This is a genomic window from Streptomyces gamaensis (assembly GCF_042656465.1).
GTDB lineage: Bacteria > Actinomycetota > Actinomycetes > Streptomycetales > Streptomycetaceae > Streptomyces > Streptomyces gamaensis.
The window spans coordinates 70,081-93,856 of sequence record NZ_JBHSPB010000027.1 but is presented as its reverse complement, the minus strand read 5'-3'; the positions used below and the strand labels follow the sequence as shown (position 1 = coordinate 93,856).

The window sequence follows — 23,776 nt, the reverse complement described above, 5'->3', positions numbered from 1 at the left end:
ATCGCCCACATCCACCTCCACACCTCCGAACCCCTCCCCCTCGACCCCTACACCACCTCCCGCCACACCGGCTCCTTCCTCCTCATCGACCCCACCGACGGCACCACCCTCACCGCCGGCATGGCAGGCAGAGCCTTCGCGGAAGGCGAGCCGGAGAACACCGCCGACGACGGATGGGACTTCTGATGAGCGTCAAGTCCACCGCGCGCCGCCGATGTTGCCCCCGACGTTGCCGCCGATGCCGCCACCCCCCGCATCCGTCCGCACCGGACGTCCCGCAGCCGTGAGCGCCGGGACCGTCGAGAGGAACAACCCCGTGTCCGCCGTCGCCCGCCGCGTCCTCGCGGCCCTCGTCGCCCTGCCCCTGCTGGTCCTCGCGCTCGGCGCGTGCGGTTACGGTTCGCAGAAGGACACCACCAGAAGCGCCGCCCCAGACGGCTCCGGGGGCGGGGGCGGGGGCAAGCGGCTGTCCGCCGACACCGTGAGAATCGGTTACTTCCCCAACATCACCCACGCCACGGCGCTCGTCGGCGACCACGAGGGCTTCTTCCGCAAGGAGTTGGGCGGCACCCGGCTCCGGGTGACGGCCTTCAACGCCGGGCCGTCCGAGATCGAGGCCCTCAACGCGGGCTCCATCGACATCGGCTGGATCGGCCCGTCCCCCGCCGTCAACGGCTTCACCAAGTCCGGGGGCAAGAACCTGCGGATCGTCTCCGGCTCCGCGTCGGGCGGCGTCAGGCTGGTCGTCGACCCCAGGAAGGTCGGTTCGCTCGACGACGTCAAGGGCAAGAGGATCGCCACCCCGCAGAAGGGCAACACCCAGGACGTCGCCTTCCTCAACTGGCTTTCCGGCAAGGGCTGGAAGGTCGATCCGCAGAGCGGCAAGGGGGACGTCTCCGTGGTCCGTACGGACAACAAGGTGACCCCGGACGCGTTCCGGTCCGGTTCGGTCGACGGCGCGTGGGTGCCGGAGCCGACCGCTTCCCAGCTCGTCGCCCTCGGCGGGAAGGTGCTGCTCGACGAGGCGGACCTGTGGCCCGACAAGAAGTTCGTGATCACGAACGTGGTCGTGTCGCAGAAGTTCCTGGAGCGGCATCCCGACGTCGTCGAGGCCGTGCTGCGCGGCTCGGTGCGCGCCAACGCCTGGATCAAGGAGCATCCGGAGCAGGCCGAGGCCGCCGCGAACGCCGCGCTCAGGAGCCTGACCGGCAAGGCGCTCCCGCCCGAGGTGCTCGCCCCCGCCTGGCGGAGCATCCAGGTCACCGACGATCCGCTCGCCGCGACCCTGGACGCCGAGGCCGATCACGCCGTACGGGCCGGGCTGCTGGACAAGCCCGATCTGTCCGGCATCTATGACCTGCGGCCGCTCAACAAGGTACGTGCGGCAGCCGGGTTGCCCCCGGTCGACGCCGCCCGGCTCGGCGAGCAGTGACCGCCACCCCCACGCTCAGGCCCGACCCCAGGAGGTGACGGGATGTCCCCGGCACTGACCACCGGCACGGCGGACGCCGGCCGGCTCACGGACGACGCCCCTGCCGCCGTCCGGCTCGACCACGTCCACAAGACCTTCGGCCGCCCCGGCACGGACCGGCCCGTACTGGAGGACATCAGCCTCGCCGTGCGGCCCGGCGAGTTCGTGTGTCTGCTGGGGGCGTCCGGCTGCGGCAAGTCCACTCTGCTGAACCTGGTCGCCGGGCTGGAGGAGCCCACGTCCGGCACGATCGAGGTCTCCGGCGGGCGGCCGGCGCTGATGTTCCAGGAGCACGCGCTGTTCCCGTGGCTGACCGCCGGCCGCAACGTCGAACTCGCGCTGCGGCTGCGGGGGGTGCCCAGGGCGGAGCGCCGGGCGGAGGCCGAGCGGCTGCTCGACCTCGTCCGCCTCGGCGGGGCGCACGGCAAGCGCGTGCACGAGCTGTCGGGAGGGATGCGGCAGCGGGTCGCGCTCGCCCGCGCGCTCGCCCAGGACAGCCGGCTGCTGCTGATGGACGAGCCGTTCGCGGCGCTGGACGCCATCACCCGGGACGTGCTGCACCACGAGCTGTCCCGCATCTGGTCGGAGACCGGGCTGTCGGTGCTGTTCGTCACGCACAACGTGCGCGAGGCGGTGCGGCTCGGGCAGCGCGTCGTCCTGCTGTCGTCGCGCCCGGGCCGGGTGGCCCGCGAGTGGACGGTCGGGCTGCCGCAGCCGCGCCGTATCGAGGACGCCGGGGTCGCCGAGCTGTCGGCGGCCGTCACCGAGGAACTGCGTGGGGAGATCCGCCGCCATGGCCGACACTGACACCCCGGCCGGAGGGACGGGGCCCACCGCTCCGACGGCCCCCACGGCCCCGGCCGACCGGACCGACCTCGCCGGGCTCGAAGCGGGGCTCGACGCGCTCGACGCCGTCACCGTGCGCCGGGCCGGGGTCCGGCAGGTGCTGCTGCACAAGGTCCTGCCGCCGGCCGTCGCCGTGCTCCTCGTCCTCCTCGTGTGGAAGCTGCTGGTCCTCGCCCGGATCACCGACGACTACAAACTCCCCGACCCGTCGGCGGTCTGGGCCAGTCTGCGCGGGCTCTGGCTCAACGGCACCCTGTTGTCGATCATCTGGACCAGCGTCTCGCGCGGCCTCCTCGGCTTCGCCGCCGCGCTCGCCATCGGCACCCCGCTCGGCCTGCTCGTCGCCCGGGTACGGCCGGTGCGGGCCGCGCTCGGACCGGTGCTCTCCGGACTGCAGTCGCTGCCGTCCGTGGCCTGGGTGCCGGCCGCCGTGATCTGGCTGGGCATCACCGACAAGGCCATGTACGCGGTGATCCTCCTCGGCGCGGTCCCCTCGATCGCGGGCGGTCTGGTCTCCGGCATCGACCAGGTGCCGCCGCTGTACCTGCGGGCCGGCCGCACCCTCGGCGCGACGGGGGCGCGCGGCGCCCGGCACGTGCTGCTGCCGGCCGCGCTGCCCGGCTACATCGCCGGCCTCAAACAGGGCTGGGCCTTCTCCTGGCGCTCCCTGATGGCCGCCGAACTCATCGCCTCCTCCCCCGACCTGGGCCTGGGCCTGGGGCAGTACCTGGAGAACGCGCGCACCGACTCCGACATGCCGGGCGTGCTGCTGGGCATCGTCCTCATCCTCTTCGTCGGCATCGCCGTCGACCTCGCCGTCTTCAGCCCGCTGGAGCGGCGGGTGCTGCGCGCGCGGGGCCTGACGGCGGCGGCCCGATGACCCCGGCGCTGCTGCTGGTCGCGCACGGCAGCCGCGACCCGCGGCACGCGGCGACGGTCGCGGCACTGCGGGAACGGGTGGCGCGGCTGAGGCCCGGGGCGCGGGTCGCGGCGGGGTATCTGGACTTCTGTCTGCCGAGCGTGCCGCGCGCGCTGGAGGGGCTGGCGGCACGGGCGGGCGGGGCGGTGGCCGTACCGCTGCTGCTGACCCACGCCTTCCACGCGCGCTGCGACCTGCCGGCCGTGCTGCGCTCGCCGCGACCGCCCCTGCGGGTGGCGCGGGCCGGGGTGCTGGGCCCGTCCCCGCTGCTGACGGCCGCGCTCGAACGGCGCCTGGACGAGGCCGGGTTGCCGCCCGGCGAGCGCGCCCGTACCGGGGTCGTCCTGGCGGCGGCGGGCACCTCCGACCCCCGGGCCCGCGCGGGACTCGTGGACGTCGCGCGCGCGTGGGAGCGCACCGGCTGGTACGCGGTACGGCCCGCGTTCGCCTCCGCGTCCGGGCCCCGGGTCGCGGAGGCCGTACGGGCCCTGCGGGACCGGGGCGCCGCGCGCGTCGCGGTGGCCCCGTACGTCCTGGCCCCCGGCCGGCTGCCGGACCGTATCGCCGCCGGGGCGCACGCGGCGGGCGCGGACGTCCTGGCGGAACCGCTGGGGGCGGCACCGGAGGTCGCGGAGCTGGTGTGGCAGCGGTACGAGGAGGCGGTGCCGGCGGGGGCGGAGCGCCGGGCACTGCCGGCGTGAAGCGGCCTGCCCTTCCACGGCTCCACCACCCCGCCTCCCCGGACCGCGACATCCACGAGGCACACTGGCATCCGGGCAGCTCCTGCCCCACCCCGGTGAACAGCAAGGACACAGCGTGACGGACACGGCATTCACGGAACAGCGGGCCCGCGAGCTCCTGGCGCGGGCGGTGCCCGCCGTCCCCGCCGCGGACGCCGACCTGCTCTCGCTCGGCGAGAACGCGGTCTTCGCGGCCGGCGGCCTCGTCGTCAAGGTGGGCCGTGACGCCTCGCTGCGCGAGCGGGCGGAGCGGGAGCTGCGGGTCGCGGCCTGGCTGGCGGACGCGGGCGTTCCGGCCGTACGGGCCGCCGAGGGCGAACCGCTGACCGCCGACGGGCATCCGGTCACCCTCTGGCACCGGCTGCCCGCCCCGGAGCGTGCGGCGACGCCCGCCGATCTGGCCGCCCTGCTGCGGCTCGTCCACGCGCTGCCCGCACCGGAGTTCGCGCTGCCGCGGCGCGAGCTGCTCGGCGGTGTGGAGCGCTGGCTGCGGCTCGCGGGCAGCGCCGTCGACCCGGCGGACGCCGCGTATCTGCGGGAGCGCCGCGACGGCTTCGCGACCGCCGCGGCCGGGCTCGTCCCGCACCTGCCGCCCGGCCCGATCCACGGGGACGCGCTGCCGCGCAACGTCCACATCGGCCCCGGCGGCCGGCCGGTCCTGGTCGACCTGGAGACCTTCTCCGCGGACCTGCGCGAGCACGACCTGGTCGTGCTCGCCCTCAGCCACGACCGCTACGGGCTGGACGAGCAGGCGTACGCCGCGTTCGTCGACGTCTACGGCTGGGACGTGCGGGACTGGGCGGGCTGTGCGGTGCTGCGCGGCGCGCGGGAGACGGCGAGCTGCGCGTGGGTGGCGCAGCACGCGCCGGGCAACCCGGCGGCGCTGGCGGAGTTCCGGCGCCGGGTCGCCTCCTTGCGGGAGGGGGACGGGACGGTGCGCTGGTATCCGTTCTGACCGTGCCGCCCGGCGCCTACCGGCCCGCGCACAGTCCGGCGGCCTCGCGGGCGCATCCCCAGGCGAGGGTGACGCCGGCCCCGCCGTGCCCGTAGTTGTGCACGACGAGCGTGCCGTCGTCCGCCGTCTCCGCCTCCAGGCGGACCTGTTCGCGGACGGGGCGGATCCCGGCGCGGTGGCCGAGTACGCGGGCTCGCGCGAGCGCGGGCACGACGGCGGCGCAGCGGGCCAGGATGCCCTCGGCGGTCTTCTCGTCGGGCTCGGTGCTCTCGTCGCCGTCGACGGCCACGCCGCCCAGGACGACGGTGTCCCCGTGCGGGAAGACGCACAGCAACTCGGTGTCGTCGCCGTCGACTTCGCAGAAGAACTCCGTGATGCCCGGGTTCTCGACGACGACGGTCTGTCCGCGCACCGGCCGCAGGGTCGCGTCGCGGGCCAGCTCGCGGGCGCCGAGCCCCGCGCAGTTGACGACGGCGGCCGCGCCCGGCCCGGCCTCCCGGAGCGCGCCCACCCGGCGCCGCTCCACGCTGCCGCCGGCGTGCAGGAATCGCCGCTGGAGGTAGTCGAGGTGCACGGGCATGTCGACGAGCGGGGCGGTCATGCGGTAGCCGGAGACGAAGCCCTGCGGGAGCCGTGTGGCGTCGCACAGGGTGAAGCCGGGCAGTGCGGCGGCCCAGTGGGGGACGGTCACCGGCCTGCGGGCGGCGTCGGTGCCGGTGACCAGCCGTACTCCGGTGGCCGGTTCGGCCGCGAGGGCGGTGAGAACCCCGAGGGAGTGGCGCCCCCACCGCTCGACCCTGTCCTGCGGCCCGACCAGGAAGGGCCCCCACACCGCTCCCGCGGCCAGCGAGGTCCGGCCCGGCAACTCCTCGGCCACCAGCCGCACTTCGTGCCCGGCCTCGGCCAGCACGACGGCGGTGGTGAGCCCGGCGACACCGGCTCCGACCACGACGATCCCTCCGGTGACGCTCACGGCGACGCCTCCTCGACAGCACGGCAGGACAGCGGCCCGCACGCCGCGCGCCCGGACCGTGAACTCACTGTGCCGCGCGGGGCCTTACCGCGCCACACCACCGGGCCGCCGCCCGCAACCAGAACCGCCCCGCGCCAGCGCACACCGCAAGCGCGCCTCAGTGCATCCGCGCCGGGACCAGTGGCCACGCCCCCTCGACGGCCGCGGCCGGGTCGGTGCGTCGCAGATACCGTTGCAGGGACGCGGCCTGCTCCGCGGCCGCGCGTATCTGGAGCTCGTGCAGATCGGCCGCCGGCACCGCCCCTATCGTGGCGTGCCGTTCGCCGAGGCGGTGGGCCGCCCTCGCGGCGGCCACCGCGTCCGCGCCCGCCTCGTGCGCGACGTCCAGCCGCACCCCGTAGTGCTCGCACAGGGCCCGCAGGGTGCGGCGGCCCTTGCGGTAGCGGTCGACGTGCTTGTCGAGGACGAGCGGGTCGATCACCGGGGCCGGGGCCCCGCCCAGCCGCCGCGACAGCGGGGGCACGCCGTGGCGGCGGCACTCGCGGTCCAGGAGTGTCAGGTCGTAGCGCGCGTTCATCACGACCAGCGGGGAGCCGGAGCGCAGCACGCCGGCCAGCGCTTCGGTGATCTCCTCGACGGCGCGGGCGGCGGGGGCGCCGTGCTCGCGGGCGTACTCCGTGGAGATGCCGTGGATCCGCACGGCGTCCTCGGGGATGGGCACGCCCGGATCCACAATCCATGTCCGTTTACTGGCGACTTGTCCGTCCGGGGTGACGCGGACCAGCGCGGCGGTGACGACGCGGTCGGTCTCGGTGTCGGTGCCGGTGGTCTCCAGGTCGAAACCGGTCAGCGGCTCTCCGTGCCAGGGCATGGTGCGGTCCCCCTTCGGTGGTGCTCTCCCCCGTGCGGCTTCCCAGCCTGCCACGCCCGACTGACATCCGGCCCGGCGGCCCGTTGCCGCCCCGGGGAGCGTCCCGGAGAGCGTCCCGTCCTCAGGACACCGGGCGGGAGTCCGCCCATACTCCCTCGAACTCCTCGCGGTAGATCTCGAAGAGACCGTGGTCGAGCTCCCGCCCCTCGCGGACCACGTCCCGGCCGCCGCCGCGCAGCACGAGCACGGGCGCCTCCATGCCGCGTGCCTTGCGCAGGTAGGACTGGACGACGGCCAGCCCGTCGGGGCCGTCGCCGTTGACCAGATAGGCGGTGAAGCGGGGCGTCTCGTCGAAGACGCGGATCTCGAAGGCGGCGGTGTCCCGCAGCCGGTCGCGCACCCGCCGCATGTGCATGATGTTCATCTCCACCGAGCGGCTCATCTCGCCCTTCTTGATGCCCAGTTCGCGTTCGCGGCGGCGGACCGCGCTGCTGGCGGGGTTGAGGAAGAGCAGCCGGGCCCGGCAGCCGGACTCGGCGAGGCGGACGAGGCGGCGGCCGGAGTAGTTCTGCACGAGCAGGTTGAGTCCTATGCCGACGGCGTCCAGGCGGCGGGCCTCGCCGAAGAGGTCCTCCACCGGCAGCTGCCGCTGCAGCCGTACCCGGTCCGGGTGCACGCCGACGACATCCGCGTAGCGGTCGCCGACGAGGTCCTCGACGGCGTCGACGGGCAGCCGTTCGGCGCCCGGGCCGCCGGTGCCGCTGCCGCCGCCGAGGATGTCCAGCAGCCGGGCCGAGGCGCGTTCGGCCTGGGCGAGGACGGTCTGGGACAGCGCCCGGTTGCGGGAGACGACGTTGCGGGCGACCTCCAGCTCGTCCAGGGCGAGCTCCAGCTCGCGGCGGTCGTCCAGGTAGGGCTCGAAGCACGGCCAGTGCTGGACGAGGAGTTCGCGCAGCTGGGGCAGGGTCAGAAAGCACAGCACGTTGTCGTCGGCGGGGTCGAGCAGATAGCCCTTGCGGCGGCTGACCTCCCGTACCGCGACGGCCCGCTGGACCCACTCCTGGCCGGCCGGGCCGGCCGCGGCCACCACCCACTCGTCCTCGCCGTGCACCGGCTCGTAGACGGGCCGCAGCACGGCGGCGACGACGGCGCGCAGCCGCTGTTCGACGAGGTTGAGCCAGATGTAGGCGCGGCCCGCCCGTTTGGCGCGGGTGCGCACCTCGCGCCAGGCGTCCGCGCCCCAGTCCAGTTCCGCGCCGATCTCCATCGGGCGCGCCAAGGACACCGCGCCGGGTGGTGTGTCGGCCGCGCCGTCTCCCCCGGGACAGCCGTCCCCAGGGGGCAGCTCCAGCCCGCCCGAGCTCACCAGTGCACCGCCTTCCGCCCCCGTCCAACGATCAAGGCAGACTACTGTGCGGGCGGTGGCCGGTGCACGCGGTCGGGCGAGCTCGTTCGCCAACTCCGTGCCGCCCCGAGGGCGTTGCCCGGGCGGCCGGGGGCCGGGAGTGAGCGGTTTCATAGCGGCCGGGGGCGATGAGCGCCGGTGCGGGCGGGAAGAGCAGCGGGAAGGACGGCCGCGAAAGCCGCAGGGAGGACGGCGGGAGGGCGGGGAGGGCCGGCAGGGGAAGGCGCGCGGGAGAGCGTGCGGGACGGGCGCGGACGGGCGCCCCGGCCCGGCGGGCGCGGCACGCGCGGTCACGGGCGTCCGGGGCCGGCGGTGCGGGTGGCGCGGGCGCCGTCCGCGCGGGGGCCGTCACCCGGTTGGACGAGCCGCCGCGAGCCGGGCTCCCGCTCCTTTTGGGGAAGATCTGGCGAAAGGGCGGCTTCGCGGCCCCGCTTGGGCAAGGATGCCGGTTCGGCCTCCACGGGCACGCGGCGGGCCCACCCCCGCCCCACGGGCCGGCCGCGCATCGGGAACGAGCACGACGGAAAGCGACAGAGCGACAGTTATCCGGAGTCAGCCGGGCAACCCGAAAAAAGGGGAAGGGTCGACTCATGCAGGTCTGGCCGGGACAGGCGTACCCCCTCGGCGCCACCTACGACGGCGCCGGTACCAACTTCGCGGTCTTCTCCGAGGCCGCCGAGCGGATCGAGCTGTGCCTGCTGCACGAGGACGGCTCGGAGACGGCGGTGGAGCTGCGCGAGAGCGACGCGTTCGTGCGCCACGCCTATGTGCCGGGCGTGATGCCGGGTCAGCGGTACGGCTTCCGCGCGCACGGCCCGTACGAGCCGGGCCGCGGGCTGCGCTGCAACTCCGCCAAGCTGCTCCTGGACCCCTACGCGCGGGCGGTGAGCGGCTCGGTCGACTGGGGCGAGGCCGTCTACGGCTACCACTTCGGCAGGCCCGAGAAGCGCAATGACATGGACTCCGCCCCGCACATGATGACCTCGGTCGTCGTCAACCCGTACTTCGACTGGGGCGACGACCGGCGGCCGCGCACCGACTACCACCGCACCGTCATCTACGAGGCGCACGTCAAGGGTCTGACGATGCGCCACCCGGCACTGCCGCAGGAGGTGCGCGGGACGTACGCGGCGCTCGCGCACCCGGCGGTCATCGAGCATCTGACGGAACTGGGGGTCACCGCGATCGAGCTGATGCCGGTGCAGCAGTTCGTGCACGACCACCGGCTGGTGGACGCGGGTCTGGCCAACTACTGGGGCTACAACACCATCGGTTTCTTCGCCCCGCACAACGCCTACGCCTCGTGGGGGGACCGGGGCCAGCAGGTGCTGGAGTTCAAGTCGGCGGTGCGGGCGCTGCACGCGGCCGGGATCGAGGTGATCCTGGACGTGGTCTACAACCACACGGCCGAGGGCAACCACTTGGGGCCCACCCTGTCGTTCCGGGGCCTGGACAACGCCTCGTACTACCGGCTCGCGGACGATCCCCGCTACTACACCGACACCACCGGCACCGGCAACTCCCTGCTGATGCGCAGCCCGCACGTGCTGCAGCTCATCATGGACTCGCTGCGCTACTGGGTGTGCGAGATGCATGTGGACGGCTTCCGTTTCGATCTGGCGGCGACGCTGGCCCGGCAGTTCCACGAGGTCGACCGGCTCTCGTCGTTCTTCGACCTGGTGCAGCAGGATCCGGTGGTCAGCCAGGTCAAGCTCATCGCGGAGCCGTGGGACGTGGGCGAGGGCGGCTATCAGGTCGGCAACTTCCCTCCCCTGTGGACGGAGTGGAACGGCAAGTTCCGTGACACGGTGCGCGATCTGTGGCGCGGTGAGCCGGCGACGCTCGCCGAGTTCGGCTCCCGGCTGACCGGTTCGTCCGATCTGTACCAGAGTGACGGGCGGCGGCCGCTGGCCTCCATCAACTTCGTCACCTGCCACGACGGGTTCACCCTCCACGACCTGGTCGCCTACAACGAGAAGCACAACGAGGCCAACGGGGAGAACAACCAGGACGGCGAGAGCCACAACCGCTCCTGGAACTGCGGCGTCGAGGGCCCCACCGACGACCCCGCCGTGCTGGAGCTGCGGGAGCGTCAGATGCGCAACTTCGTGGCCACACTGCTGGTTTCGCAGGGCGTGCCGATGCTCGGCCACGGCGACGAGTTCTGCCGCACCCAGCGCGGCAACAACAACGCCTACTGCCAGGACAGCGAGCTCTCCTGGGTGTGCTGGCCGCACCCGGGCGACCCCTCCTCGGCCCGCGCCCGCCGCATGCTGGAGTTCACCCGCGCCATGGTCTGGCTGCGCCGCGACCACCCCGTCTTCCGGCGCCGCCGCTTCTTCCACGGCCGCCCCGTGCAGGGCACGCACGACGAGCTGTCCGACATCGCCTGGTTCACGCACGAGGGCGAGGAGATGCGCGACGAGGACTGGCAGCTGGCACACGCCAAATCACTGACGGTCTTCCTCAACGGCGGCGCGATCTCCGAGCCGGGGCCGCGCGGGGAGCCGATCCTCGACGACTCCTTCCTGCTGATGTTCAACGCCCACGACGAACCCCTCGACTTCGTCGTGCCCGTCAACCACGGCCGCCAGTGGCAGGTCGTCGTCGACACGGCCCGCGAGCGGGGCGTCGCACCGGACGGCCCGAAGGTCGCGGCGGGCGAACACCTGACACTGAGGGACCGCAGCCTGACAGTGCTGCAACGCCCGGCGTAGCCCGGGAGGCGACGCCCGCCTTTGCGGGTACATGCGTTCCATGGACGCGCACCCCACCGCCACCTACCGGCTCCAGCTGCAACCCGGCTTCACCTTCCGCGACGCCGAGCGGGCCGTGCCGTACCTCGCCTCGCTCGGCGTCTCGCACCTGCACCTGTCGCCCGTACTGGAGGCGGTGCCGGGGTCGGCGCACGGCTACGACGTGGTGGACCACTCGGCCGTACGGGCGGAGCTCGGCGGCGAGGAGGGGCTGCGCTCCCTGGCCCGTACCGCCCGCGCGCACGGGCTCGGGCTCGTCCTCGACATCGTGCCCAACCACATGGCCGTCCCCGCCCTGCTGCACCTCAACAACCCGCTGTGGCAGCTGCTGCGCGACGGCCCGGCCTCCCCGTACGCGCGCTGGTTCGACATCGACTGGTCCGAGCACGGCGGACGCGTCCTGCTGCCGGTACTGGCCGGACCCCTCGGCACGGAGCTGCGGCACATGAGCGTGGCCGAGTGCACCCTGCGCTACCGCGACCGCGTCCTGCCGCTGCGGCCCGGCACCGCGCACCTGCCGCTGCCCCGGCTGCTGGACGCGCAGTGGTACCGGCCCGCGTGGTGGCGGCTGGCCCGCACCGAGCTGAACTACCGGCGCTTCTTCACCGTCCCCGAGCTGATCGCGGTCCGCGTGGAGGACCCGGAGGTGTTCGCCGCGACCCACGCCACGGTGCTGCGGCTGCTGCGCGAGGGCGTCGCCGACGGGCTGCGCGTCGACCACCCCGACGGGCTCGCCGACCCCGCCGGCTACCTCGCCCGCCTCGCCCGCGAGGCACCCGGCCGCTGGACGGTCGTCGAGAAGATCCTCACCGGTGACAGCGCCCCGGCCGAGCGGCTGCCCGCGCACTGGCCGGTGGCCGGCACCACCGGCTACGAAGCCCTGCGCCACCTCGACGGCCTGTTCACCGACCCGTCCGGCGCCGCCGGACTGGCGGAGCTGTACCGGGCACGCACCGGCCGGCCCCCCGGCCTGGGCGGCGAGTGGTCCGCGACCGTACGCCGCGCCGCCCGCGAGGTCGTCACCCACGAGCTCGCCGCCGAGACCGAACGCCTGGTACGCACCGCGGCCCGCCTGTGCGACGGCGAAGGCACCCGCGAACGGCGCGACATCGCGCCCTGGGCACTGCGCACCGCCCTGCGCGAGATCCTCGTCCGGCTGCCCGTCTACCGCCCCTACGCGCTGCCCGGCAGCCCGCCGTCCCCCGGGGACGCGGCACTGCTGGAGGAGGCGGCCCGGGCCGCGCGGCCGGCCTTCACGGTGCCGCAGGAGGCGCGGGCCGTCGACGCGGTCCGCGACGCGGCCCTCGGCCGGCTCGGGGACGGGCCCGAACAGCGGGACTTCTGCGCCCGCTTCGCGCAGACCGCGGCCACGCTGCGCGCGAAGTCCGTGGAGGACCGGGCCTTCTACCGCTTCGCACCCCTGCTGTCGGCCACCGAGGTCGGCGGAACACCCGGACAACCGGCCGTCACCCCCGAGGAGTTCCACGCCTACTGCGCACACCTGCAACAGCACTGGCCCGCCGGCGGCACGGTGCTCTCCACGCACGACACCAAGCGCAGCGCGGACGTCCGGGCCCGCATCGCGGCACTGACCGAATGCCCCCGGGCGTGGGCGGCGTTCCTGGACGCACTCCCCGACGGCGCCGCACCGGACCCCCATGTCGCCTGGGCAGCCTGGCAGTTGGCCTTCGGCCTGGGCGAACCGGACGCCGAACGGCTCGTCGCGGCGGTCCTCAAGGGCGAGCGGGAGGCGGCCCTGCGCACGACGTGGACCGAACCGGACGCCGCGTACGAGCGGGCCGTCGCCGACTTCGTACGCGCCGGCCCCGGCGGACCCGCGTACACCGCTCTCGCACCCCTGGAGGAACGGCTGCGCCCGGCCGTACGGGCCACCACGCTCGGCGCGGCCCTGCTGCACCTGACGATGCCGGGCGTCCCCGACCTGTACATGGGCACCGAGCGCACGTACCGGGCCCTGGTCGACCCCGACAACCGCCGCCCCCCGGCCCTCCCCGGCCCGCCCCCGACAGGACTGGCGGCCGACAAACTCCGCCTGACCCGCACGGCGTTGCGGCTGCGCCGCGCCCGCCCCGGCTGCTTCGACGCGACGGCCACCTACCGGCCGCTGACTCCCGACGGCCCGGCGGCCGCCCACGCGGTGGCCTTCACCCGCTCCGGCGAGGTGGTCACGGTCGCCACCAGGCTGGCCCTGCGGCTGACGGAGGCCGGCGGCTGGCACGGGACGGTACTGACGCTGCCGGACGGCGGCCGGTGGCGGGAGCTGCTGACGGGCCGTACGGTCGCCTCGCGGGTGACGCTCGCGGACCTGCTGGACCGCTGCCCGGTGGCGCTGCTGGTACGGGCGTGAACGGCCGGGGCGTCCCGCGGGCGCACCGACGTCGGGAAGGGAGCCGCCACATGCTGTTCGAGGTGTGGGCGCCGCGGGCCGGGCGCGTGGGGCTGCGGCTCGCCGGCCGTACGTACGCGATGGAGCCCGACCCGGCCCGGGACGGCTGGTGGCGCGCCGAGGCCCCCGCCCGGGACGGGGACCGCTACGGCTTCCGCCTGGACGGGGGTCCGCCGCTGCCCGACCCCCGGGCGCGGCGGCTGCCGGACGGCCCCGGCGGGCTGGGCGCGGTCGTCGACGCGGCGCGTTCGCGCCCACGGGCCGAGTGGGCGGGGCGGGGGCTGCCGGGAGCGGTGCTCTACGAGCTGCACGTCGGCACGTTCACGCGTGAGGGCACCTTCGCCGCGGCCGCCGCAAGGCTGCCGCACGTGGCCGCGCTGGGGGTGACGCACGTGGAGCTGATGCCCGTGTGCCCCTTCCCCGGCCGGCACGGGTGGGGCTACGACGGCGTCGCGCCGTGGGCGGTGCACGAGCCGTACGGGGGGCCGGAGGGGCTGGCGCGGTTCGTGGACGCGGCGCACGCGCTGGGCCTGGGCGTCGTCCTCGACGTGGTCCACAACCACCTGGGGCCGTCCGGCAACCATCTGCCCGCGTACGGGCCGTACTTCACCGACACCCACGCGACGCCGTGGGGTGCCGCCGTGAACCTCGACGCGCCCGGTGCCGACGAGGTCCGCGCGTACTTCGTGGGCAGCGCCCTGGCCTGGCTGCGCGACTACGGGCTGGACGGGCTGCGGCTGGACGCGGTGCACGCGCTGGCCGACACCCGGCCCAAGCACTTCCTCGCCGAACTCTCCGGCGCCGTGGACGCGTTGGCGGCGCGGCTGGGCCGTCCGCTGTTCCTGATCGCCGAGTCCGATCTGAACGACCCGCTGACGACCACGCCGCGCGCGGCGGGCGGCCTGGGGGTGCACGCCCAGTGGAACGACGACTTCCATCACGCGCTGCACACCGCGCTCACCGGCGAATCACAGGGCTACTACGCCGACTTCGCCGCCGACCCGGCCGCCGCCCTGGCCAGGACGCTGCGGGGCGGCTTCTTCCACGACGGCTCGTACTCGTCCTTCCGGGGCCGCCGGCACGGCCGCCCCCTGGACCCGCGCTCCACCCCCGCGCACCGGCTGCTGGGCTACGCCCAGACCCACGACCAGATCGGCAACCGGGCCCTGGGCGACCGGCTTTCGGCCTCGCTCTCCCCCGGCCTGCTGGCCTGCGCGGCCGCGCTCGTGCTGTGCGCCCCGTTCACGCCCATGCTGTTCATGGGCGAGGAGTGGGGCGCCCGTACGCCCTGGCAGTACTTCACCGACCACACGGACCCGGCCCTCGCGGAAGCCGTCCGCAGCGGCCGCCGCCGCGAGTTCGCCGCCCACGGCTGGCCCCCGGACGAGATCCCCGACCCTCAGGACCCGGCCACCCGCGACCGCTCCGTCCTCGACTGGAACGAACCGGCCCGCTCCCCGCACACCGAACTCCTCGCCTGGCACCGCCGCCTGATCACCCTGCGCCGCACGGAGCCCGCCCTGACCGATCCGGCCTGGCACTACGAGGCCCTGTCCGCGGGCCCGCGCACGGTCCACTTCCGGCGCGGGCCTCTGCACGTGGCCGTCAACCTGGCTGACGTACCGGTGGAGTTGCCGCTGGGCGGCGGGGCGGCAGGGGCCGAGCCGGTGGCGGCGTGGCGGCCGGTGGCCCCGCCGGACGCGGCGGGGGTGCTGCGGCTGCCGGCGGAGACGGCGGCGGTGCTGCGCGCGAGGAGCTGAGGTCTCAGCCCTCCTCCGGCTCCAGGCGCAGCGCGATCGAGTTGATGCAGTACCGCTGGTCCGTCGGCGTCGGGTAGCCCTCGCCCTCGAAGACGTGGCCCAGGTGCGAGCCGCAGCGGGCGCAGCGGACCTCGGTGCGGACCATGCCGTGGGAGCGGTCCTGAAGGAGTTCGACGGCGTCGGAGTCCTTGGGGTCGTAGAAGCTGGGCCAGCCGCAGTGGCTGGCGAACTTCTCCGTGGAGCGGAAGAGTTCCGCGCCGCAGGCCCGGCAGGTGTAGACGCCGGGGGCGGTGGTGTCGGTGTACTCGCCGCGGAAGGCGGGCTCGGTGCCGGCCCGGCGGAGCACCTCGTACTCCGCCGGGGTCAGCTCGGCGCGCCACTGCTCGTCCGTCTTGTCGACCTCGTACGCCATCTCGCGCGCCCTCCGTGCTTGTTCGTGCTTCTGCGTGCCTGCGTCAGTCGTTCCCGCGTCAGTCGTTCAGGCGGGCGAGGATCTTCGGGCCGAGGTCCGTGACGTCGCCGGCGCCCATGGTCAGAACGAGATCGCCGGGGCGGGCCATTCCCGCGATCGCCTCGGGGACGGCCGCCATCGTGGTCTCGTGGCGCACGTCGGCGCCGGCGGCGCGGGCCGCGTCGATGATCATGGCGCTGGTGACGCCGGGGATCGGGTCCTCGCGGGCGGGGTAGATGTCGAGGACGACGGAGGCGTCGGCGAGGGCGAGGGCCGTGCCCATCTCGGTGCCGAGCTCCTGGGTGCGGCTGAACAGGTGCGGCTGGAAGACGACGAGGACGCGGGAGCCGGCGGCGGCGCCGCGGATGGCCTCCAGGTCGGCGGTCATCTCGGTGGGGTGGTGGGCGTAGGAGTCGATGACCTGCACGCCGTTCGCCTCGCCCTTGAGCTGGAGGCGGCGGCCGACGCCGGTGAACTCGCCCAGGGCCGCGGCCAGTTCGTCCGTGGGGACGCCGAGCGCGGTGCCGGCGGCGAGGGCGGCGACGGCGTTGTGCGCGTAGTGCCGGCCCGGCACGGACACCCCGAAGGTGACCTCGCGGCCGTCGAGGAGGGCCGTGACCTCGCTGGTCAGGCCGCGCGGGCTGACGTCGAGGACGCGCACGTCCGCGTCCTCCGCCTCGCCGTAGGTGACGACGCGGACGTCGTACTGCCCGGCGATCCGGGCGGTCAGCTCGCGGGCGCCCGCGTGGTCGGCGGAGATCACCAGGGTGCCGCCGGGGCGGATCCGGCCGACGAAGGTCGCGAAGGACTCGTGGATCTCCTCCATCGACGCGTAGTTCGCGTGGTGGTCGAGCTCCACGTTGAGGATGATCGCGACCTCGGGCGCGTACTTGTGGAAGCTGCGGTCGCTCTCGTCCGCCTCCGCCACGAAGATCTCGCCGCTGCCGTGGCGGGCGTTGGTGCCGGGTCCGGCGAGGTCGCCGCCGATCGCGTACGAGGGGTCGAGGCCGAGGGCGGTCAGGGAGACCGCGAGCATCGACGTCGTGGTGGTCTTGCCGTGGGTACCGGCGACCGCGATGGCCCGCGCGTCCGTCATGAGGGCGGCGAGCGCGTCGGAGCGGTGCACGACGGGAATGCCGCGCTCGGCGGCGGCCGCGAGCTCGGGGTTCTCCGCGCGGATGGCGCTGGAGACGACGACGCAGCTGGCGTCCTCGGCGAGGTGCCCGGCGGCGTGCCCGATGTGCACGGTCGCGCCGAGCTCGCGCAGGGCGCGCGCGGTCGCCGAGTCCTTCGCGTCGCTGCCCGCGACCTTGGCGCCCCGCTGGGCGAGGATCTTCGCGATGCCCGACATGCCGGCGCCGCCGATACCGATGAAGTGCGGTCGGTCCATCGTCGTGGGGACGGCCGGTGCCATGTGGGGTGCTCCCTGGGGGTCGGTGCTCTGGTGCCCCATCACTCTATTCCCCGGCCGGGCGGGCCCGGTCCGCGCCCGTCAGGCGGGCCGGATCAGGCCCGCGGCGAGCCCCGCCGCGACGGCCGCGGTCCGGCTGTCCACACCGAGCTTGCCGTAAATGTGCACGAGGTGGGTCTTGACGGTGGCCTCGCTGATGAACAGGCGGCGGGAGATCTGCCGGTTGGGCAGGCCCTCGGCGAGCAGGCCCAGGATCTCGCTCTCGCGCGGCGAGAGCGCGGGCCGCCCGGCCCGGACCCGGCCCAGCAGCCGGGCCGCGACGGTCGGGGCGAGGACGGTCTCGCCGCGCGCGGCCGCGTGCACGGCGGTGGCGACCTCCTCGGGCGGGGCGTCCTTGAGCAGATAGCCGGTCGCGCCGGCCTCGACGGCGGCGAGGATGTCGGCGTCGGTGCTGTAGGTGGTGAGGATCAGCACGGCGGGGGCGCCGGGGCGGGCGGTGATACGGCGGGTGGCCTCGACGCCGTGCATGCCGCTCCCCATCTGGAGGTCCATGAGGACGACGTCGGGGCGGGCGCCGTCGTCGAGGAGCCGCAGTGCCTCGGCGCCGTCGGCGGCCTCGCCGACGGCGCTCACGTCGGGCAGGTCGTCGACCATGGCGCGCAGCCCGCGCCGCACCACGGGGTGGTCGTCGACGAGCAGGACGCGTACGGGCGCGGGGGCGGCGCTCACGCGGGCTCCGCCGCGGGGACGGGCAGGGCGGCGGCGACAGCGGTGCCCTCGCCGGGCGCGGACTCCACGGTGAGGGTGCCGCCGAGCTCGGCGATGCGCTCGCGCATCCCGTGCAGGCCGAAGGTGGGGCGGCCGGTGCCGTGCGCGGCGGAGGGCGTGAAGCCGACGCCGTCGTCGAAGACGTCCAGGGTGACCTGTCCCGGCAGATAGGCGAGGGTCACCGCCGCGCGGTCGGCGCGCGCGTGCCGGGCCACGTTGGCGAGCGCCTCCTGGGTGAGCCGCAGCAGCGCCACCTCGGCCTCCACGGGCAGCGGGTAGGGCTCGCCGTCGAGGTGGAAGGAGGCGGTGGGCACGGTGCGGGCGGTGACGCGGCGCAGGGCCTCGGGCAGGGGCGCGTCGTCGAGGGCGGGCGGGGTGAGGGCGTGGACGAAGCGCCGGGCCTCGGCGAGGTTGTCGGCGGCGGTCCGCCCGATCTCGTCGATGCGGGCGCGGGCGGTGGCGGGGTCGGCGGCGCGCTCGGCGTTCCGCGCGGCGCGGGCGAGCAGCACGATGCTGGACAGGCCCTGGGCGAGGGTGTCGTGGATCTCGCGGGCGAGGCGCTGGCGTTCGGCGAGCCGGCCGGCCTCGCGCTGGGCGGCGGCGAGTTCGTCCCGGGTGCGCACGAGGTCGTCGATGAGCTGCTGGCGCCGGCGGCTCTCGCGGTAGAGCGCGGCGTACCCGTAGGCGGTGAGGACGGCCACGACCGCGCCGGCGGCCGGGCCGACGACCTTCGCGGCGGTCAGCCCGCCGGGCGTGGTGGCCTGGGCGGCCACGACGGCGGCGGTGGCGGCGCCGACGGCGGGCACCGACCAGCGCACGGGCAGCAGGTGCAGGAAGAGGAAGAACAGCGGGAAGGCCAGGTAGCTGAACCCGTGGTCGAGGGCGAGCGCCACGAGCCACAGCGCGCTGACGCCCGCGAGCCACGGCAGGGGCCGCCAGGTCCGCCACACGGCCCCGACGCCGTACCACAGGCCGAGTCCGGCCCCCGCCGCCACCACGGCGGCCGGCCGCCCGGACCCGAGGGCGGCGGGGGCGAGCGCGATGGCCAGCAGCGCGTAGAAGCAGCCGTGCAGGGCGAGCCGCATCCACCGCACGGAGGCGGGCGTCCCCGCGGACGCGGTACGGCCCGCTTCGAGGACGCCCACGGGCGGGGCCGGCTCCGCCGCCGCGCCGGCCCCGGACGGTGCGCGTACCCGCTCCGCCGCGCGCGGCGGTACGCCCGCGGGGGCCACGGTGGGGTCGGGGCAGCTGGTTCGGCTCACTCCATCGAGCGTACGGGGGCGGGCCGGTGCCCTCTGTGCCGCCCGCCCTCAACCCTTCGATTGATTTTCGGGTCCACCCAAGGGGCGGGGCGCGAACCCCTCCTTGTCCCGATGGCGCGGGCGCGCGGGCGCGGGAGGGTGGAGGCGTTCCGCTCAGAGCCCGGGGAGGGTCTCCTTGTTCGTCGCGCTCCGTGACATCCGTTTCGCCCGGGGGCGGTTCGCCCTCATGGGCACGGTCGTCACGCTCATCACCACCCTCGTGGTCTTCCTGTACGGGCTGACCGGCGGGCTCGCCCGGGAGGCGACCTCGGCGGTCGCGCACCTGCCGGCGGACCGGATCGTCTTCGGCGCCCCGGCCGGCGCCGAGCCGGAGGTGTCGTTCAGCAACAGCACGGTCGACGCGGGCCAGTCGGCGGCGTGGCGGGAGGCGGACGGTGTCCGCTCCGCCGAGCCGCTGGGCGTGGCGATGACGCGGCTGACGGCCGGCGGCAAGGCCCTGTCGGTGAGCGCCTTCGGCACCTCGGAGCGGCTGCGCCCGGCGCCGCTCGCGGGCGAGGCCCCGGGCGACGGGCGGCTCGCGGTGAGCGAGCGCGTGGCACGCGAGGCCGGGATCCGGGCCGGGGACCGGGTGACGCTCGGCGCGCAGGAGCTCACGGTCTCCGCGATCACCCCGGACCGCAGCCACGGGCACGCCCCGAGCGTGTGGACCACGCTCGCCACCTGGCAGCAGGTCACACACCAGAAGCAGCCGACCGCGCTCGCGGTCACGGGTTCCGGTGACCCGTCGGGGCAGACCGCGCGGACGACGAAGGCCGTCCCGCTCGGCGAGGCGCTCGACGGCATCGACGGCTACGCCGCCGAGCACGGCACGCTCCAGCTCGTGCAGGGCTTCCTGTTCGCGGTGAGCGCGCTGGTGGTGGGCGCCTTCTTCACGGTGTGGACGGTGCAGCGGCGCCCCGAGGTCGCGGTGCTCAAGGCGGTGGGCGCGAGCAGCGGCTACCTGGTGCGCGACGCCCTCGGGCAGGCGGCGGTCGTCCTGCTGGCCGGGGCCGGGCTCGGTGCCGCGCTGGGCGCGGGCGGCGGGGCGCTGGCCGCGGCGGCGGTGCCCTTCGAACTGGGCGCGGCCACGGTGGCCGTCCCGCTGGCGGCGATGGTCGTGCTCGGCCTGGCCGGTTCCGCGCTCGCCGTCCGCCGCATCACCTCCGTCGACCCGCTGACCGCCCTGGGAGCCTCCCGATGACGACCGCGCTGTCCCTTGAGTCCGTGACACTCACCTACCCGGACGGCGACCGCGCGCTGACCGCCCTCGACGAGGTGTCCCTGACGGTGGCCCCGGGCGAGCTCGTCGCGGTCGCCGGGCCCTCCGGGTCGGGCAAGTCGAGTCTGCTGGCGGTGGCCGCGACCCTGCTGAGCCCGGACGCGGGGCGGGTGGTCGTGGCCGGGCGGGAGACGACGGGCATGAGCGGCAGGGACCGTACGGCGCTGCGCCGCGAGCGCGTGGGCATCGTCTTCCAGCAGGCGAACCTGCTGCCGTCACTGACGGCGGCCGAGCAGCTGCTGGCCGTGGCGCACCTGCGGGGCGCGAACGTCCGTGAGGAACGGGCACGGGCGGAGGAACTGCTGGAGTCGGTGGGCCTGGACGCGGCGAAGCGACGCCGCCGCCCGCACCAGCTCTCCGGCGGCGAGCGGCAGCGCGTGAACATCGCGCGCGCCCTGTTCGGCGGACCGTCCGTCCTGCTCGTGGACGAGCCGACCTCGGCCCTGGACCACGAACGCGGCGAGCGGGTCATGGCCCTGCTCGCCGAGGTGACACGGACGCACCGCACGGCGACAGTACTGGTCACCCACGACCGGGGCCTGCTCGGCCACGCGGACCGGGTGCTGACGATGCGCGACGGCCGACTGTCCTGAGAAACGGGCACCACGCGGTGCGCCGGGGGCCGGCCGACGATGGCGTACCCGGCGGCGACGCGACCGCCCGGCGGCGGAAGCCGAACCCGTCTCAGCCCGCGTTCTCCCCCGCGCCCGTCTCCTCGTCCTCGCCCCGGTCCTCGTCGCCATGCGCGTAGAGCTTGAGGACGGGGACCCCGACTCTGTGCCGGGCCCGTGAGGCCCAGTCGCGGTGGAAGAACTCCTCCACCAGGTGCGGGGCCGTCAGCACGATGACCTCGTCGGCGTGGGTCTGGTCGACGACGGACCGCAGCAGGTCCAGCGGATGGCTCTCGACGAGCTGGCCCACCGCCTCGCACCCGGCCGCGCGGAGCCGCTTGAGCGAGTGTTCCAGGGCGAGCTCGGCGGGTTTGCGGGCCAGTTCTCCCTCCGGCTGGTCCGCCTCGTGCACGGCCTCGTCCAGTTCGCCGAGCGCGACGTCGTCGATGGCGCGCAGCAGCCGGTCCTGGGCGCCTCTGGGCTGCATGAGGACCACGAAGGACATCTGGTCGTCGTGGAGGGAGGTGACGAAGTCGACGTCCGTGGCGGACAGCGGCTGTTCGATCATCAATACGCTCGTGAACACGGCGGGAGCCCTTCTCCTCGTGGGCCGCTGGGCCCGACGTCGCGGCCGCGGCGGCCCGACAGAAACCATCCTGCGCGTGCCCTCCGGGCCTGCCTGTGCGATCACGTGCCCCGTGGAGCGCGTCTGACCCAATTCTGCCCACCGAGGAGTAACCGGAAGGGCAAATTCCACCGATTGTCAGATCCGGCGGTCAGATCCGGTGGTAGCGGGTGAAGAGGAATCCCCCCTCCTCCAGGACCGACGCGAGGACGAAGCGTTCGGGCACGGCGACGGCGGGGCCGGTCGCGATCCTGCTCGCGGTGCCCGAGGCGAGCACCGGGGCCAGGGACAGGCACAGCTCGTCCAGCACGCCCGCCGCGGTGAACTGGCCGAGCAGCCGCGGCCCGCCCTCGGTGAGCAGCCGGGTCAGCCCGCGCTCGGCCAGCACTCCGGGCACCCGCGCGGCGTCCACGCCCTTCCCCTCCCCCGCGACGATCACCTCGGCGCCGGCCGCGCGGGCCGCGCGGACGCGTTCGGCGGGGGCGGCGGCGCCGGTGAGCACCAGCGTGGGGACGAGCGGGTCGGTGAACAGCGGCAGCGAGAAGTCCAGGTCCAGGCTCGCGCTGACGACCGCGATCGCGGGCGCGGGCTTCTGCCCGAGCGCCGCGCGCCGCGCCGTGAACGCGGCGCGGGCCCGCGCGGGCCGGTAGCCCTCCTGCCGTACGGTCTCCGCGCCGACCACGACGGCGTCGGCGAGTCCGCGCAGGGTGCCGAAGATCCGCATGTCGGCGTCGCTCGACAGCGGCTGCGAGTGCCCCTCGTGGTGGGCGGCGCCGTCGAGCGAGGAGACCATGTTGGCCCGCAGCCACGGCCGTCCGGCACCGCCGCCGGAGGGCTGCGGATAGGCGTAGGCGTCGGCGAGCTCGGCGAGCTCCCAGGTGCGGTCCTCGGCGGGCCGGGCCGTCGAGGGCACCGTGGGGCCGGCCGGGGCGGTGGGCAGGGGGAACAGGCGTCGCATGGGCGGCAGTCTGGCACGGGCGGGGGCGCCGGGCCCGGGTCAGGGGTGCCGCAGGTGTCGCCCGTGCCACAGCCGCCGCCCCACCGGGTCGTACGCGGGAGCGACTACCCTGGACCGTTGTGTCGTCCTCCACATCGTCCACTTCTGCCACGGTGTCCGCACTGGCCACCGCCGACGGCGGTCCCGTCGCGCTGACCTCGCGGACCCCGCACGTGCCCGCCGACCGGCTGGTCGCCGAGATGGTGCCGCCGCCGCGGTTCGGGGGTGCGCGGTTCGAGAACTACATCCCGGCGCCGGAGCAGCCCAGCCAGGCCGAGGCCGTGCGGGTGCTCGGCGGCTTCGCGCAGGGCCTCGGCGGCGGGGGCGGCGGCGGGCGCAGGCGCTGGTTCCGGCGGGAGCGCGAGGCGCGCCCCTCGGCGGGGGCCGGTCCGCGCGGGGTGTATCTGGACGGCGGCTACGGCGTCGGCAAGACGCACCTGCTGGCCTCGCTCTGGCACGCCACCCCGGCCGCGCCCGAGCAGAAGGCGTTCGGCACCTTCGTGGAGCTGACCAATCTCGTGGGCGCGCTGGGTTTCCAGCAGACCGTGCGGACCCTGGGCGGCCACCGCCTGCTGTGCATCGACGAGTTCGAGCTGGACGACCCGGGCGACACGGTGCTGGTCTCCACCCTGCTCGGCAAGCTGGTCGAGGCGGGCGTGGCGCTCGCCGCGACCTCCAACACGCTGCCGGGCAGGCTGGGTGAGGGCCGGTTCGCGGCGGCGGACTTCCTGCGCGAGATCCAGGGGCTGTCGGCGCACTTCCGGGCGCTGCGGATCGACGGCGAGGACTACCGGCACCGCGGTCTGCCGCAGGCCCCGGCCCCGTACGGCGACGCGACCGTGACCCGGGCCGCGCACGCGACCCCGGGCGCCTCGCTGGACGCCTTCCCGGCCCTGCTCGACCACTTGTCGAAGGTGCACCCGAGCCGCTACGGCGCGATGTGCGGCGGGATCACGGCGGTGTGCCTGACGGGCGTGGAGCCGGTGCCGGACCAGTCGACGGCGCTGCGGCTGGTGGTGCTCGCCGACCGGCTGTACGACCGCGAGGTGCCGGTGCTCGCCTCGGGCCGCCCGTTCGACGAGTTGTTCAGCGAGGAGATGCTGCGCGGCGGTTACCGCAAGAAGTACTTCCGGGCGATCTCCCGGCTGACGGCGCTCGCCCGCGACGCGAAGCCGCTCGCGGAGGGGTAACGCCCTTGCGGGGGCGAGGAGTACGGCCCGTACGCGCCCC

21 protein-coding genes are annotated in these 23,776 nt (G+C 75.1%); 12 read left to right on the top strand and 9 right to left on the bottom strand.

The genetic code is table 11. From position 1 onward, the window contains the following. The 6 genes from ACFP1Z_RS30145 to ACFP1Z_RS30120 all read left to right on the top strand — a co-directional run. A partial coding sequence (locus ACFP1Z_RS30145; RefSeq protein WP_417801291.1) for an elongation factor 1-alpha C-terminal domain-related protein occupies positions 1-186 on the top strand: 186 nt, incomplete at its 5' end. 130 nt (positions 187-316) lie between these two features. Beyond that, positions 317-1,432 (top strand): aliphatic sulfonate ABC transporter substrate-binding protein, encoded by a 1,116-nt coding sequence (locus ACFP1Z_RS30140; protein ID WP_390320882.1) that lies wholly within the window; start codon positions 317-319, stop codon positions 1,430-1,432. A gap of 42 nt (positions 1,433-1,474) precedes the next feature. Further along, on the top strand, positions 1,475-2,278 hold the full coding sequence (locus ACFP1Z_RS30135) for an ABC transporter ATP-binding protein (RefSeq protein WP_390320881.1): 804 nt from the start codon (positions 1,475-1,477) through the stop codon (positions 2,276-2,278). Further along, on the top strand, positions 2,265-3,197 hold the full coding sequence (locus ACFP1Z_RS30130; protein ID WP_390320880.1) for an ABC transporter permease: 933 nt from the start codon (positions 2,265-2,267) through the stop codon (positions 3,195-3,197). Before ACFP1Z_RS30135 ends, ACFP1Z_RS30130 begins: the two co-directional genes overlap by 14 nt. Further along, a complete protein-coding gene (locus tag ACFP1Z_RS30125; protein WP_390320879.1) occupies positions 3,194-3,937 on the top strand; it encodes a sirohydrochlorin chelatase in 744 nt (247 codons plus the stop codon). The genes ACFP1Z_RS30130 and ACFP1Z_RS30125 overlap by 4 nt, the downstream gene beginning before the upstream one ends. 115 nt (positions 3,938-4,052) lie before the next feature. Further along, a complete protein-coding gene (locus tag ACFP1Z_RS30120; RefSeq protein WP_390320878.1) occupies positions 4,053-4,931 on the top strand; it encodes a phosphotransferase enzyme family protein in 879 nt (292 codons plus the stop codon). Between the two features lie 16 nt (positions 4,932-4,947). Here ACFP1Z_RS30120 and ACFP1Z_RS30115 read toward each other — a convergent pair whose 3' ends face one another. The 3 genes from ACFP1Z_RS30115 to ACFP1Z_RS30105 all read right to left on the bottom strand — a co-directional run bounded on the left by ACFP1Z_RS30115 (position 4,948) and on the right by ACFP1Z_RS30105 (position 8,141). Next, the gene (locus tag ACFP1Z_RS30115) at positions 4,948-5,904 is read right to left on the bottom strand and encodes an FAD-dependent oxidoreductase (RefSeq protein ID WP_390320877.1); all 957 of its coding nucleotides are present in this window, start codon (positions 5,902-5,904) and stop codon (positions 4,948-4,950) included. A 157-nt stretch (positions 5,905-6,061) separates the two neighbouring features. Further along, complete coding sequence (locus tag ACFP1Z_RS30110) at positions 6,062-6,775, bottom strand: exonuclease domain-containing protein (RefSeq protein ID WP_390320876.1); 714 nt, start codon at positions 6,773-6,775, stop codon at positions 6,062-6,064. A gap of 121 nt (positions 6,776-6,896) precedes the next feature. After that, positions 6,897-8,141 carry an SAV2148 family HEPN domain-containing protein gene (locus ACFP1Z_RS30105; protein ID WP_390320875.1) on the bottom strand — a complete coding sequence of 415 codons (1,245 nt, stop codon included), beginning with the start codon at positions 8,139-8,141 and terminating at the stop codon, positions 6,897-6,899. Between the two features lie 629 nt (positions 8,142-8,770). Here ACFP1Z_RS30105 and glgX point away from each other — a divergent pair. The 3 genes from glgX to treZ are packed head-to-tail and all read left to right on the top strand — an operon-like array spanning position 8,771 to position 15,103. Further along, positions 8,771-10,897 carry a glycogen debranching protein GlgX gene (glgX, locus tag ACFP1Z_RS30100; RefSeq protein ID WP_390320874.1) on the top strand — a complete coding sequence of 709 codons (2,127 nt, stop codon included), beginning with the start codon at positions 8,771-8,773 and terminating at the stop codon, positions 10,895-10,897. Positions 10,898-10,928: 31 nt separating this feature from the next. Further along, positions 10,929-13,304 (top strand): malto-oligosyltrehalose synthase, encoded by a 2,376-nt coding sequence (treY, locus tag ACFP1Z_RS30095; protein ID WP_390320873.1) that lies wholly within the window; start codon positions 10,929-10,931, stop codon positions 13,302-13,304. Between the two features lie 50 nt (positions 13,305-13,354). Then, positions 13,355-15,103: a malto-oligosyltrehalose trehalohydrolase gene (gene treZ, locus ACFP1Z_RS30090; RefSeq protein WP_390320872.1), complete on the top strand. Its 1,749-nt coding sequence runs from the start codon at positions 13,355-13,357 to the stop codon at positions 15,101-15,103. Positions 15,104-15,107: 4 nt separating this feature from the next. Here the strand turns inward: treZ and msrB are convergent, their stop codons facing one another. The 4 genes from msrB to ACFP1Z_RS30070 form a co-directional block, all read right to left on the bottom strand. Beyond that, entirely contained in the window at positions 15,108-15,515 is a 408-nt protein-coding gene (gene msrB, locus ACFP1Z_RS30085; RefSeq protein WP_390320871.1) for a peptide-methionine (R)-S-oxide reductase MsrB, read from the bottom strand. Positions 15,516-15,573: 58 nt separating this feature from the next. After that, positions 15,574-16,968, bottom strand: a complete 1,395-nt coding sequence (murC, locus tag ACFP1Z_RS30080; protein ID WP_390320870.1) for a UDP-N-acetylmuramate--L-alanine ligase — start codon at positions 16,966-16,968, stop codon at positions 15,574-15,576. Positions 16,969-17,046: 78 nt separating this feature from the next. After that, positions 17,047-17,694 (bottom strand): response regulator, encoded by a 648-nt coding sequence (locus ACFP1Z_RS30075; protein WP_390320869.1) that lies wholly within the window; start codon positions 17,692-17,694, stop codon positions 17,047-17,049. Continuing rightward, the gene (locus ACFP1Z_RS30070) at positions 17,691-18,818 is read right to left on the bottom strand and encodes a sensor histidine kinase (protein ID WP_390320887.1); all 1,128 of its coding nucleotides are present in this window, start codon (positions 18,816-18,818) and stop codon (positions 17,691-17,693) included. Before ACFP1Z_RS30070 ends, ACFP1Z_RS30075 begins: the two co-directional genes overlap by 4 nt. 352 nt (positions 18,819-19,170) lie before the next feature. Between ACFP1Z_RS30070 and ACFP1Z_RS30065 the strand changes: the two genes are divergently transcribed. Next, positions 19,171-20,235: an ABC transporter permease gene (locus ACFP1Z_RS30065; RefSeq protein ID WP_390320868.1), complete on the top strand. Its 1,065-nt coding sequence runs from the start codon at positions 19,171-19,173 to the stop codon at positions 20,233-20,235. Next, positions 20,232-20,906, top strand: a complete 675-nt coding sequence (locus ACFP1Z_RS30060; RefSeq protein WP_390320867.1) for an ABC transporter ATP-binding protein — start codon at positions 20,232-20,234, stop codon at positions 20,904-20,906. Before ACFP1Z_RS30065 ends, ACFP1Z_RS30060 begins: the two co-directional genes overlap by 4 nt. A 91-nt stretch (positions 20,907-20,997) precedes the next feature. On the opposite strand, the gene ACFP1Z_RS30055 is transcribed toward ACFP1Z_RS30060, so the two are convergent. Both ACFP1Z_RS30055 and ACFP1Z_RS30050 read right to left on the bottom strand, forming a co-directional pair. Then, complete coding sequence (locus ACFP1Z_RS30055) at positions 20,998-21,510, bottom strand: indole-3-glycerol phosphate synthase (RefSeq protein ID WP_390320866.1); 513 nt, start codon at positions 21,508-21,510, stop codon at positions 20,998-21,000. Positions 21,511-21,700: 190 nt separating this feature from the next. Next, positions 21,701-22,507, bottom strand: a complete 807-nt coding sequence (locus ACFP1Z_RS30050) for a pyrimidine reductase family protein (RefSeq protein ID WP_390320865.1) — start codon at positions 22,505-22,507, stop codon at positions 21,701-21,703. A 152-nt stretch (positions 22,508-22,659) separates the two neighbouring features. Between ACFP1Z_RS30050 and zapE the strand changes: the two genes are divergently transcribed. Further along, complete coding sequence (gene zapE, locus ACFP1Z_RS30045) at positions 22,660-23,736, top strand: cell division protein ZapE (protein WP_390320886.1); 1,077 nt, start codon at positions 22,660-22,662, stop codon at positions 23,734-23,736. Positions 23,737-23,776 lie beyond the last annotated feature (40 nt).